A 12,473-nucleotide genomic window follows, 5' to 3' on the forward strand; every position below is an offset into this window, starting at 1 on the left:
GGCCGGACCTCCTCCGGTGACCGAGAACGAGATCCGGGTCGGGGTCGCCTACTCGAGGGACCCGGGGACCGCCAACACGGCGGCGGGGTTCGCCGGCATCGGACAGGTAGACCAGAAGAGGGCGATCGACGCGATGATCGCCGAGGTCAACAAGAGCCCGCCGCACGGGCGCAGGGTCGTACCCGTGTACTACTCGTACACGACCAACGATGTGACCACGAAGGGCGCCGACCAGCTCTACCAGGAGATGTGCGCGCACTGGACGCGCGACAACCGGGTCTTCCTGGCCTGGGTGGCCGGGCTGGACACGCTCCAGGCATGCCTGACCAGAGCGCGCGTCGCCCAGATCGGGTCGGGGAGCGGCTTCTCCTACGAGAAGACCTTCCAGGACTACCCGTGGTACGTCGAGCACAACACCGCCGCGCTCGACCGGATGGCCAAGGACCAGGTCGACCAGCTGGCGGCCCGGGGGTTCTTCGCGACGTGCAAGCCTGACACGAGCACGAACCCCTGCGTCGACGGCAAGCCCCGCATCGGGCTGATCCGGTACGACCAGCCCTCCCACAAGGCGGCCGCGGCGACGATGAAGCGGGCGCTCACCTCCCACGGACTGCAGCTGTGCAGCGGGTGCGAGTTCGAGATCAGCTACAGCGCCGACAACATCCCCGCCCAGCTGGATGACGCCACCGAGGTCAACAGCGCGATCAACAGTTGCCGGACCCCGCGGACCGTCCCGGGCACGGACACCCCAGCCGGACCGTGCACGCACATGCTGTTCCTCGGCTCCCGGGCGGGCGTGAGGATCACCCTCTTCTACGTGCAACGAGCGGAGGACCAGGCTTACCGGGCGAAGCTCGGGTTCAACACCCAGGATGCCCCGATGGCCGTCCGCAACTTCTACGCGAGCCAGGGGCAGCGCCAGTACTTCAACCAGCTGAAGCAATCGATGCTGGTCAGCACGAACCCGGGCGACCTGTCGATCCGTCCCCCTGCGCACGAGGAGTGCAAGCAGATCTTCCAGCGCGCGGGCGAGACGTTCGGCGGTCAGGACGACTCGGCCGGCAACAAGGAAGGGCAGATCGGCGCCTACTGCGACACGATGTGGTACCACCTGGCCTCCCTGAACGCCGCCGGAGCGAACCTGACGCTGGACACGTTCCTGCGTGGAGTGGCGAACGTCGGCCAGGTGAAGTCCGCCACCACGTTCCTCATGCGGACGACGGCCGCACGCCGGGATGGCGCTGGGGCGGTGAGGATCGGCGAGTGGTTCGACGACTGCACCTGCATCAGGCCCGTTACCGGCGACGTCCCGGTCTGAGGCGGGCCGCAGCCGCCGCGGCGATGGTGTTCGCGCTGCCCGGGTGCGGCTTCAGCGGCCTCAACTTCGTGCAGGACGACCGACTCGAGATCGTCCACCCGACGGACCGGGCGAAGATCCGGTTCCCGCTCACGGTCCGGTGGCGGGTGACCGGGTTCGAGGTGACGGGTCCGGACGGCAGCCCCGGCGACGACGCGGGGTACTTCGGTCTCTACATCGACCGCGCCCCCCAGGCGCCGGGGGAGACCCAGGTCGACCTCGTCCGTGAGGACCCGGGGTGCCAGATAGACCCGGAGTGCCCCGGTCCCGCCTACCTCGCGCGACAGAACATCCACAGCACCGACCAGACCAGCTTCACCATCGAGGAGATTCCCGACCCCACGCCGCAGGACCGCCGGCGCGGCCGGCGCTTCCACGACATCACGATCGTCCTGCTGAATGGACGCGGGGAGCGGATCGGAGAGAGCGCGTACTCGGTGAGGGTCGAGGTCTGAGATGGCGAAGAGCGTGGCACCGGCGGAGCTCGTCGAGCGGGTGGAAGCAACCCGGGAGGAGCTGCGCACGGAGGCCCGCAACCGGCTCGGGGTCACGGGGAGCGACGACAGGCCGCCTCCGCTGCTCGAGGTGCTGCGGAACCACGGGCTGAGCATCTACCCGCTGACCGCGCTCGGCGTCCTGGCGGTGGTAGACACGTTCCTCAGCTACGCGTTCCGGGTCCTGGCTCCCGAGGTCAGCCGGACGCTCGGGGTCAGCGTCGGCGCGGTGGCCGGGGTCATCGCGATCAAGACCTTCGCCGAGGCGCTGGGTCCGCTCCCCATGGCGGCTCTCACGGCCCACCGGGCGCGTCGCGCGCTGCTGATCGTGGCCACCGCGATCCTGTGGAGCCTGGTCGCGATGACCGCCGGGTTCGTGACATCGGTCGCCGGGCTGGCCCTCGTCCTGGTCCTGGACGGCCTGACCACGGCGAGCGTCTCCGCGCTGCACGCGCCCATGCTGATGGACAGCTACCCGCCCGAGGGGAGGGTCCGGGCTCTCTCCTACTACCTGGCGGCGAACTCCTTCGGCAACGTCCTCGCGCCCTTGCTCGTCGCGCTGTTCGTCTGGACCGTCGGGCTGACCTGGCGAGGCGTGTTCCTCGCTCTGGGGATCCTGTCGCTGCTCGGAGCGCTCTCGACGATCCGGCTGCGCGACCCCGGTTTCGGCAGGTGGGACTCCGAGCAGATCCGGGCGACCGTGAGAGAGAGGGGATCGGGCACCTCGGCCGGGACCGATGAGGGCCTCCAGGGGTCGGACGTGGCGCTCGGCTTCTTCGAGGTGGTGCGACGGCTGACGCTGATCCCGACCATCCGCCGGATCCTCACCGTCCAGGTGGCGTTCGGGGTCTTCCTGATCCCGTACCAGACCTTCCTCGCCTTCTTCCTCGACGAACGGTGGAACCTGGGTCCCGGCGGACGAGGGATCTTCACCGCCTTCGTGTCGGCGGTGGCCATCGTGGCCCTCGCGCTCTTCGGCCGGCGTGGCGACGCGATGTACCGCAAGGACCCGGCCCGTGTGGTGGTCACCGCTTCGTGGCTGATCGGCGCCGCAGTTGCATGCATCTGCCTGGCCGCGCTGGCTCCGAGCTTCGCGGTGATGGTCGCGCTGTTCGCCATCGCCTCGGGTCTGCTCGCCCCCCTGGCCCCTTCGCTCAACATAGCGCTCCTCTCGGTGATCCCGTCCGGCATGCGGCCGCATGCGGCCGGTCTGATCGGGATCGCCACGGCCGTCGGTGGGCTGGCGGGAGCCGCCCTGCTCGGTGGCGTGGAAGCCCAATACGGGATCGTCGGCACGATCGTGTCGCTGATCGTCCCCGGGACGATCGGTGCGCTCATCCTCCGCAGCGCCTCCACGCTCGTCCGCGCCGACCTCGACCGCATGATCGACGAGACGTTGGAGGACGAGGAGATCCGACAGATCCGCGCGTCCGGCTCGCAGCTGCCGATGCTCGCGTGCCGCAAGATCGACTTCTCCTACGGACACGTCCAGGTGCTCTTCGACGTCGACTTCACCGTCGACGACGGCGAGATGGTGGCCCTGCTCGGCACGAACGGCGCGGGGAAGTCGACCCTGCTCAAGGTGATCTCGGGCATCGGGCTCCCGTCGGGTGGGTCGGTCAGGTTCCGCGGGGCGGACATCACCTATCTCGACGCCGAGCGTCGGCTGAAGCTGGGGATCACGCAGATCCCGGGCGGCCGGGCGGTGTTCGGACCGATGAGCGTGGTCGAGAACCTTCGCGTCTTCGGCCACACCGCCGGCCGCAACCGTCGCCACGTCGAGGAGGCCATCGAGCGCAGCCTGGACGCTTTCCCCGCCCTCGCCCAGCGGCGCAACCAGAAGGCGAGCACCCTGTCGGGAGGCGAGCAGCAGATGCTCGCCCTGACGAAGGCGCTCATCCTGCAGCCCCGACTGCTGCTCATCGACGAGCTCTCGCTCGGTCTCGCGCCGGTGATCGTGGGTCAGCTCCTGGACATGGTCGAGGAGATCAACCTTGGGGGGGCGGCGGTCGTGCTCGTCGAGCAGTCGGTCAACATCGCGCTGAACGTGGCCGAGCACGCCTACTTCATGGAGAAGGGGCAGATCCGGTTCGACGGTCCGAGCCGCGAGCTCCTGCGGCGCGACGACCTCCTGCGCGCGGTCTTCCTGGGCGGTGCCGCCGCCAGGGGGTGACGATGGAGTTCCACGCCTCCACGATCGTCCTCGGCATCATCACCGGGCTCGGCTACGGGCTGCTGAGTGCAGGGCTCGTGATCGTCTACCGGACGAACCGGATCATCAACTTCGCCCACGGCGAGATCGGTGCCCTCGGCGCCGCGGTCTTCGTGCTCGCGGTCACTCGCTGGGGATTGCCCTACTACGTGATGTTCCCGATCGCCCTGGCCGTGGGCGCCGGCGTCGGCGCCATGGCGGAGGTGGCCGTCATACGCCGGCTGCGCAACGCGCCACGTCTCATGAGCCTGGTGGCGACGCTCGGGCTGGGCCAGCTGCTGTTCGTCATCACGGCCACCATCGCGTCGAGCGCCCGGGGCGCGGCCTTCTACCCGGCTCCCCCCGGCCTTCCGCAGTTCCACGTCGGGAACCTGCTCGTCCAACCGGCGGCGTCTGGCCTGCTGTTCTTCTCGCCGGTCGTCGTGGTCGCGCTCGCGCTCTTCCTCCAGCGGAGCCGGCTGGGGTTGGCCCTTCGCAGCGCGGCCGCCAACCCGGAGGCGGCCCGCATGGCCGGGGTCTCCGCATCGAGGATGTCCACGCTGGCCTGGGCCATAGGAGGGGTCCTCTCAGCGTTCACCGCCATCCTGGTCGCGCCGAGCCTCCCAGGGGGGTTGTACACGGCGGCCTCGTCGGGACCCTCGCTCCTCACCCGCGGGCTGGCCGGGGCCATCGTCGCCCGGATGACCAACCTCCCCGTCGCGCTGGCGGCCGGGGTCGGGATCGGCGTCACGGAGGGTGTGCTCCTCCAGAACTTCCGCTCCGGCGGCCTGATGGACCTAACCCTGTTCGCGATCATCGTCGTCACCCTCCTCTTCCGGTCCCGGGAGGGCTCCCGCGAGGAGGACAAGGGCAGTGCGTGGGCGACGGTCCAGCCATGGAGACCCCTGCCCGAGGCGGTCGCGAAGCTATGGGCCGTCCGCAACCTGGGGACGATCATCGGGCTGGGCGCGCTCGCCGTCCTGAGCGTGGCGCCCCTGATGCTCGGGAACGTCACGGCCGTCTCGCTGACCGTCCTGCTCGGCTTCCTGATGGTGGCGCTCTCCGTCGGCATCATCACCGGGCTCGGAGGACAGCTCACCCTCGGACAGTTCGCCCTCGCTGCGGTCGGCGCCACCGTCTCCGCGCAGATCGCCACCCGGACCGGCGGCAACCTCCCCCTCGCCCTGCTCTACGGGGGTCTGGCGGCCGCCGCGGTGACGATCGTTATCGGGCTGCCCGCCCTCCGCCTGAAGGGGCTCTTCCTCGCCGTCACCACGCTCGCCTTCGCCGTCGCGATGGCGAACTGGGTGCTGATCCAGCCGTGGGCGATGGGCGGCGGGATAAGCACCGGGCGCCCCGTCATCGCGGGCCGGACGGTCGAGCCCGGACGGGGGTACTACTACATCGCGCTCCTCACCTTCGTCGTCCTGTTCCTCGTCTGCCGCAACATCCGCCGGACCGGCTTCGGCCGACTACTGCTCGCCGTCCGCGACAACGAGGACGCCGCGCGCGCGTTCGGCCTCAACGTCCGGTGGATAAAGATCCAGGGGTTCGTGCTGGCCGGGTTCATCGCGGGCGTGGGGGGCGCCGCGTACGGACACTCCTACTCCGAGATCGGCCGGCAGCAGTTCGCAGCGGAGTTCAGCGTCGACGTCGTGGTCATGACCGTGGTCGGCGGAATCGGGATGCTCGCCGGACCCGTCCTCGGGGTCCTGTTCGTGCGCGGGATCCCCGCCTTCGTCCCGCTCGACTCGCTCGCCCTGCTCGCCAGCCGGCTCGGGCTGCTGCTGCTGATCATGTACTTCCCGGGTGGAGTGGTGCAGCTGATCTCCCCCCTGCGCGAGCGGGTGGTTCGGTGGGTGGCCGCGCGGTACGGCGTCGTGGTCGACGGTATCGAGCCTCCCGTAGCCTTCGAAGAGGCGACCCCGATCGTCTCCCATGCGCCGGCGGCGACGAACGGGCATCGGACGGCCCGGGGGCCCAGGGAGATCCTGCGGGTGTCGTCCGTCCAGCGGAGCTACGGCGGACTCCGGGCGGTCGACGACGTCTCGCTCGAGGTGGCCGAGGGCGAGATCGTCGGCCTGATCGGTCCGAACGGGGCCGGGAAGACGACGCTCTTCGAGGTGATCGCCGGGTTCGTCGCGCCGGACGGGGGGCGGGTCGTGTTCCGCGGCGAGGACGTGACCCGCTGGACCCCCGAGCGCAAGGCCAAGGCCGGCCTCATCCGCTCGTTCCAGGACGTGGCCTTGTTCCCGACGCTGTCGGTCCTCGAGACCGTCCAGCTCGCGCTCGAGATGCGCGTGCCGACGCGGTTCATGTCCTCCGTGCTCGGGCTCACCGGACGGGACCGCAGGCGCGAGGAGATCGCCCGCGACATCGTCGGGACGATGGGGCTGTGGTCGTTCCGCAACAAGCAGATCCAGGAGCTGTCCACCGGGACGCGCCGGATCTGCGAGCTCGCGTGCCTGGTCGCGCTGCGTCCGAAGCTGCTGCTGCTGGACGAGCCCTCCTCGGGGATCGCCCAGCGCGAGACCGAGGCCCTCGCCCACCTGCTCGCCGACCTCAAGGAGCGGTACTCGATGACCCTGCTCGTGATCGAGCACGACATCCCGCTCATCATGGGCCTGTCGGACAGGGTGATCGCGATGGACGCCGGCCAGGTGATCGCCCACGGGCGCCCGGACGTCGTCCGCAACGATCCGAAGGTGGTCGAGGCTTACCTCGGTGGGCGGCTCGAGGCGATCGAGCGCTCCGGGACAGGCGTGCCCGGAGAGGCCGAGGGCGAAGGGGACGTGTCGGTGCTGGCCGCGATCCCGGGCCTCGGCAACGCGCGGATAGCCGCCCTGCTCGAGGAGTTCGGATCGGTGGACGCGATGCGGGAGGCCGGCGTCGAGGAGCTTTCGCGCGTCCGGGGTGTCGGACCGGCCCTGGCCACGAAGGTCGCGGCGCGGCTGAACGGGAGGGTCGATGCGACTACTTGAGCTCGTGCTCGCGCTGCTGCTCGGGGTCGCTCCCGCCCAGACGATGGCCGAGTCGAGCGTCCAGACGGGGGTCGAGGCCTGGTACCACATCACGCCCCAGCCGCAGCCGGACGCACCCCCCGTCAACCCCTACGAGGCCGAGACGCTCCACGTCGGAGCGAGCGCGGGAGCCGAACGGGCTCGCATCTACCTGACGCTGCTCGTCGCCGACCTTCCGCCCGGCGCGACGATCACCGGCGGGACGCTCACGCTGCCCGTGCACCCGGGCGCGTCGACGCGTCCGGAGGCGGCACGCATCAGGGTCTGCGCGTCCGAGCGACCGACGACCTCGGTGCAGGGATCGTTCGGCCCGCCTCCCGCCGTCGACTGCTCGGCGAGCGCGGAAGCGCGCTACGAGGCGGGAGGCCTCCCCCGGTTCACGGTGGACCTGGCTCCCTTCGACGACCTGCGTGGTTCCGGGCTCGCGCTGCTGGCCGCGCCCGGGACGACCGAGACGTGGGACGTCGCGCTGTACGCGAAGGGCCACCCAGCCGAGCGCCCCATCACGGCGACCGTCTCCTTCACGCCCGCGACGTTCGACGCCGGGGAGATCGACGAGGACGGCTCCGGGTTCTCTCCCGACCCGGGGGTCGACCTGGAGTGGCCGGAGGGTCCGGCTCCCACCACTTCGACGGACCCCCGCGTCGACCCGCTCGCGCAGACGGCCGACCCGTCTCCCTCGGGCGAGGCGGAGCCCGTCAGCGCCGACGGTTTCGTCGGCGAGCTAGCCAGCTCGTACCTGAGCTGGGTGCTGCTCGTCCCGCTGGTCGTGCTCGCGTTCGCCGTCTACTTCTCCCGGGCCCTCGTCGTCGAGGAGGAGGAGGAGGTCTAGGGAGCCCGGAGCGCATCGAGGACGCCCTGCGCCTCCTCGATCAGCCGGGCGAGCTGGCGGTGCTCCCGCGCGTTGCGACGCCGTCGCGCCTGGACATGCACCAGCGTGAGGCCGGCCATCAGGAGCGTCAGCCCGCCGACCCCGCCCGAGACCAGGTAGGGGACCTGGATGCCCACGGCCAGGGTGGCCGCTGCTCCCCGCCAGGCGAGGAAGAAGGCCACGAACGCCCCCACGACCATGGCCGCCGCGACCCAGGACGAGACGACCAACGGATCGGACACCCACCGCCTCACCGCTCCTCCACCGCCTCCCTGATCGCGCGCAGGACCGCGCCCAGCTCCTCCATCCGCGCCTCCCGGCGCGCCGCGTCGCGGCGCGCCGTCCCGGTCGCGACGAGCGCCGACCCGAGCGCCACGAGACCGATCGCGGTCAGACCCCCCGACGCGACGTACGGCATCTGCAGCGGCACGGACAGCACCCCGGCCACCCGTCCCCACGTGAACGCGGTGAGGGCGAAGCCGAGCGCCATCGAGACGACGCCCGCGTAGACGAGGGCGGGGGAGCGCGGGGCGCTGGCCCGGGTCCAGAAGGAGCGGAGCGGTCCGGCCGCGCGTGCGTCTTCCGGGTCCGTCCGTGCGGCGCCCAGGTGGATCTCTTCGGTGGCGTCGTCGGCGCGTCCGGGGTCGGCGGGAGCCCGGTCGTCCGTGGTGCGGCGGATCCTGTCCATCACCCGCATGATCGCACTCTAGGACGGAAACCCGCGCCCGGACATCGTCCGGGAGCACGAACCGGGAGCCGCCCGCGCGTCCGGGAGCCCAACGGGGGACCCGCGGGAGCCCGGGCCCGCCCCACCCGCGTGGCGCCCTCCGCCGGCGCAGAGCCCGCGGCGCCGCCTCCGCGCCCGGTGCTCCGGCGCGTCACGCCGCATGTGGCGCGTCCCGCCGGAGCGGGAGCCCGGACGGCCCCGCGACCGTGGGTGCGCCGGCGCGGCGCGACAGCACGGGGAGCGCAGGGAGGGAATGGGGCGGGAGCGCAGAAAGAGGTGCGGCAAACGTCCTGGGGAGGATATCCATGCGCAAGCTCGTGTCCCTGCTCGTCGCGGCCTCGTTCCTCGGCGTCCCGGCCGCCGCCACCGCAGACGACTCGCCCGTGCCCGTCGCCGGGGAGCCCGTCCTGCGTCCGGACTCCACCTTTGAGCGCACCGACTGGGGTTACAAGCTCCGGTCGCTCGACCTGTCGAACGACGCCGACCACCCGACCATCTTCACGATGGAGGGGTACAACGGCGCGTCCCGCCCGACCCCCAACGCCTACCTGCGCGTCGACGACGGGGAGCTGATCGCCCTGCGGGTCACGTTCGGTGAGGGCCCCCGCCGCGACTACGTCCAGGTGCAGGCGTCCATCCGCGGCACCGAGTGCTCGGGCGGACAGTTCAACCTCTACGACCGACGCCACGCGTGGGACGGCCACTTCATCATCGAGTGGATCGCCCGTCAGTCCTGGTCGAACGGCAAGGTCGGGATGTACGGACAGAGCTATCCCGGACAGACCGCCTACCTGACCGCCGCCACGCAGCCGCCGAGCCTGGCCGCCGTGGCGCCCTCGCTCCTGCACTCGGACATCTACCGCGACATCTTCATGCCGGGCGGGGTGCAGAACTACCTGTTCCCGACGGTGTGGACCTACGGGACCGGCCCCCACCGGCTCCCGACCGGACAGCTGCAGAACGACGGGAACGCGCTCACGCAGCGGCAGACCCCGCCCTCCGACGAGATATGCGCCCAGCTGCAGACCGGGCGGTACTCGGCCGGGGAGCCGCCGCAGCCCCAGCACGAGCCGGCCTGGGCAGCGGTGGGATCGACCGACAACGACTGGTACACGTCGAAGGCCGCGCTGACCTACGCGCCTTCGATCACGATCCCCTACTACCAGCAGACGAACTGGCAGGACGAGCAGACGGGCCCCCGGTCCGTCGTCCTCTTCCACCACATCCACCCCACCCCGAGGGAGGTGGCGCTGCCGGACGGCTCGACGAAGACGGTCGTGCCGAAGAAGTTCGTCACCTCGTCGGGGACGCACGGGTTCGGCGGGTACGCCAGCCGCGACCGGTGGACCTTCTTCGACATCTGGGTGGCCGGCCGTCCGGACACCACCGGGTTCCACGACACCCAGGTCGTGAACTACTTCGAGTCGCGCAGCAACGGCGAGCACATCGCGAAGACGTCCGGACAGCGGTGGCCGTTCGAGACGACCACCTGGAAGGACCTCTACCTGGGCGCGAACGGCACGCTCACCGACGACCCGCCCGCGGGTCCGCAGCGGGGCGACACGTACATGTCGGGGGTGGCTCGCCAGGGCTGGCTCTTCTACGCGCCGGACGCCAACACCGGCAGCGACATCACGACGAAGCGCGGGCTCCCGGACGCCGTCGGCTACGAGAGCGCGCCGCTGACGGAGGACACGGCGATGGCCGGACCCGTCCTCGCCGACATCTGGGCCTCCGTGGCCGGGGTGGACACCGACTTCTTCGTCTCCGTCTCGGAGGTGTGGCCGGACGGTTCGGTCAGCTACGTGCAGCGGGGCCTGCTGAAGGCGTCGCACCGGGCGATCGACGCAGGCCGGTCCTACTACGACCAGGGACGGCTCGTGCAGCCGTACCGCCCGCACACGAACCCGCAACCGGTGCGTCCGGGGGAGCCGACCCTGTTCCAGATCGAGGTCTTCCCGCTCGGACACATCTTCCGGGCCGGGAACAGGATCCTCGTGCAGGTCCACACCCCGCCGGTGGTGGACGGCATCTGGGGGTACACCCCGACGCACCAGCCGGCCGCGGTCACGGTCCTGCACGACCCGCAGCACCCGTCGCGGATCCAGCTCCCGGTCGTCCCGACCGACGCCCCCCTGCGCACGGACCTCCCGCTGCCCGGGTGCCGGGTGCCGAACGGGTTCCCCTGCGCCCCGAAGAGCCGGATCCCGTGAGGGGTCTGTAGCGTCTGCCCGGGCGGCCGCGAAGCGGCCGCCCGGGCCCCCCGGGGGAGCGTCAGACCCGGGCCCAGTGCTCCTGCAGCGTGTCCGCGAACCCCTGGGGGTCTTCGAGGGGGAACCAGTGGCCTCCCTCGAACACCTCGATGGGAACGTCGATCCGCTCCGACTCCGCCTGCGCGAGCGAGAGCTTCATGACGGGATCGGCCGCGCCTGCGAGAAGCAGACCGGGCCGGGTCACGGAGGCCATGTCCTCGGACCACTCCTCGAAGACGCGCTCCGCCGACCGGTACAGGTCGAGCACCGAGCTCAGCATCCTGTCGTCGATGTCGCTGAACTGCGTGCGGGCGTGCTCCTCCGGCACGCCCGCGGCGACCATCATCTCGACGGCGGCCGCCTCCGGGAGAGCGGCCCACATCTTCATGAACGCCTCCCCCTCGATGGGGGTCTGCCAGATCTTGGCCACGCCGTGCCAGTTCCCGTGGGGGCTGAGGACCGCGGAGGCGGCCGCCCACGTGCGTACGAGGTCCGGGCGCACGCAGACGAGACGGAGGGTCAGGAGCGCCCCCCAGTCGTGCCCCACGAGGTCGACCGGCTCCCCGGCGGCCTCGAGCTCGGACACGAGCCACCCCAGGTACGACTCCTTCGTGGCGTCGAAACCGTCCGGACGCGGGCAGCCGAACCCGGGCAGCGACGGGGTCAGGACGTCCTCACGCCCGAGGTGGGGCAGGACCGGCTCCCAGATGCGGGACGTGTCCGGTACGCCGTGCACGAGGACCGCTGGCATGTCCGGAGCCTACCGGACCCCGGACACGACCGGTCCGGGCCGGACCCGTCACCCGATAGGACGGAGAACGGCTCCCATCACGTGCACCGGGTCGCACTCCTCGCAGTGGCGCCAGTCACGCAGCAGCAGCTGCCACCCGCGGTTGATGTAGAGCGAGGCGGCGGGGGGCGGCCCCAGCCGGTTCGTCGACAGGAGAGCGGTGTCCGCGTCGAGGTCGTCGAGGATCTCGTCGTGCATGAGCCCGCCGATCTTGCGTCCCCGATGCTCCGGGAGCAGGGCGAGCTCCATGAGGTGGAAGCAGCTGCGGGTCCAGATGGGGTCGAGGAGCTGCGTGATCGGACCGCAGAACCAGTTCTCCGGGTCCCACGTGGCTCCCATCGCGAACCCCGCCACCCGGTCGTCATCGAGGGCGACGACGAGGCGGAACCCCGGGGTGAAGCGGCGCCACTCGACGAGGCCGTCACCGAACCCGTCCGCCCACTCCGCGGGCTCGCTCCACGGGTGTGCCGTGAACACCCGCCGGTAGACCTCCACGATCCCGGGACGGTACCTCTCGACCTCTCCGGGCACGACGGACAGCACCTGCACGGCCATCCCGACTCCTTCCCCCAAGCTGACTCGGTGCGCTCCTGTGACGGAGGGCAGCAGACAAGCATAGGAGGGGGCACCGACAGAGCCGAGGTCACCGCCGGCTAGGCCGGGGAGAAGCCGATGCTCGTGACGCGCGCCGTCTGGACGGTCGCGCCGAACTCGAGCGGGTGCGCGAGCCAGCTCGCGAACACGTCGACGGACACCTCCCGCCCGTGGGCC

At 71.0% G+C, this 12,473-nt stretch carries 10 protein-coding genes; 6 read left to right on the forward strand and 4 right to left on the reverse strand.

The window, feature by feature from the left end; genetic code table 11:
- From VM840_06280 to VM840_06300, 5 genes are all read left to right on the forward strand, one after another.
- The coding region (locus VM840_06280; protein ID HVL81182.1) for a hypothetical protein at positions 1-1,318 on the forward strand (1,318 nt) is incomplete at its 5' end.
- Complete coding sequence (locus tag VM840_06285; GenBank protein HVL81183.1) at positions 1,264-1,812, forward strand: hypothetical protein; 549 nt, start codon at positions 1,264-1,266, stop codon at positions 1,810-1,812. The genes VM840_06280 and VM840_06285, both read left to right, overlap by 55 nt.
- 1 nt (position 1,813) lies before the next feature.
- Positions 1,814-4,024 carry an MFS transporter gene (locus VM840_06290; GenBank protein ID HVL81184.1) on the forward strand — a complete coding sequence of 737 codons (2,211 nt, stop codon included), beginning with the start codon at positions 1,814-1,816 and terminating at the stop codon, positions 4,022-4,024.
- Between the two features lie 2 nt (positions 4,025-4,026).
- Positions 4,027-7,023 carry an ATP-binding cassette domain-containing protein gene (locus VM840_06295; GenBank protein ID HVL81185.1) on the forward strand — a complete coding sequence of 999 codons (2,997 nt, stop codon included), beginning with the start codon at positions 4,027-4,029 and terminating at the stop codon, positions 7,021-7,023.
- Complete coding sequence (locus VM840_06300) at positions 7,010-7,894, forward strand: hypothetical protein (GenBank protein ID HVL81186.1); 885 nt, start codon at positions 7,010-7,012, stop codon at positions 7,892-7,894. The genes VM840_06295 and VM840_06300 overlap by 14 nt, the downstream gene beginning before the upstream one ends.
- Here the strand turns inward: VM840_06300 and VM840_06305 are convergent.
- Together VM840_06305 and VM840_06310 are read right to left on the reverse strand one after the other, a co-directional pair.
- Entirely contained in the window at positions 7,891-8,187 is a 297-nt protein-coding gene (locus VM840_06305) for a hypothetical protein (GenBank protein ID HVL81187.1), read from the reverse strand. The genes VM840_06300 and VM840_06305 overlap by 4 nt on opposite strands.
- Positions 8,184-8,621, reverse strand: a complete 438-nt coding sequence (locus VM840_06310) for a hypothetical protein (protein ID HVL81188.1) — start codon at positions 8,619-8,621, stop codon at positions 8,184-8,186. The genes VM840_06305 and VM840_06310 overlap by 4 nt, the downstream gene beginning before the upstream one ends.
- A gap of 344 nt (positions 8,622-8,965) precedes the next feature.
- Here VM840_06310 and VM840_06315 point away from each other — a divergent pair, with 344 nt between their 5' ends.
- Positions 8,966-10,873, forward strand: coding sequence for a CocE/NonD family hydrolase (locus tag VM840_06315; GenBank protein ID HVL81189.1), 1,908 nt, complete (start codon positions 8,966-8,968; stop codon positions 10,871-10,873).
- Between the two features lie 61 nt (positions 10,874-10,934).
- Here the strand turns inward: VM840_06315 and VM840_06320 are convergent, their stop codons facing one another.
- A complete protein-coding gene (locus VM840_06320) occupies positions 10,935-11,663 on the reverse strand; it encodes an alpha/beta hydrolase (GenBank protein ID HVL81190.1) in 729 nt (242 codons plus the stop codon).
- A 48-nt stretch (positions 11,664-11,711) separates the two neighbouring features.
- Positions 11,712-12,257, reverse strand: a complete 546-nt coding sequence (locus tag VM840_06325; protein ID HVL81191.1) for a GNAT family N-acetyltransferase — start codon at positions 12,255-12,257, stop codon at positions 11,712-11,714.
- Positions 12,258-12,473 lie beyond the last annotated feature (216 nt).

It is taken from the genome of Actinomycetota bacterium (assembly GCA_035540895.1).
Taxonomy (GTDB): Bacteria; Actinomycetota; JAICYB01; order JAICYB01; family JAICYB01; genus DATLFR01.

What these genes read in the sequence shown, in the direction of transcription:
- VM840_06290 (HVL81184.1), top strand. Translation starts at nt 1,814, where the DNA reads ATGGCGAAGAGCGTGGCACCGGCGGAGCTCGTCGAGCGGGTGGAAGCA.
- VM840_06310 (HVL81188.1), bottom strand. Translation starts at nt 8,621, where the DNA reads ATGGACAGGATCCGCCGCACCACGGACGACCGGGCTCCCGCCGACCCC.
- VM840_06300 (HVL81186.1), top strand. Translation starts at nt 7,010, where the DNA reads ATGCGACTACTTGAGCTCGTGCTCGCGCTGCTGCTCGGGGTCGCTCCC.
- VM840_06295 (HVL81185.1), top strand. Translation starts at nt 4,027, where the DNA reads ATGGAGTTCCACGCCTCCACGATCGTCCTCGGCATCATCACCGGGCTC.
- VM840_06315 (HVL81189.1), top strand. Translation starts at nt 8,966, where the DNA reads ATGCGCAAGCTCGTGTCCCTGCTCGTCGCGGCCTCGTTCCTCGGCGTC.
- VM840_06320 (HVL81190.1), bottom strand. Translation starts at nt 11,663, where the DNA reads ATGCCAGCGGTCCTCGTGCACGGCGTACCGGACACGTCCCGCATCTGG.
- VM840_06325 (HVL81191.1), bottom strand. Translation starts at nt 12,257, where the DNA reads ATGGCCGTGCAGGTGCTGTCCGTCGTGCCCGGAGAGGTCGAGAGGTAC.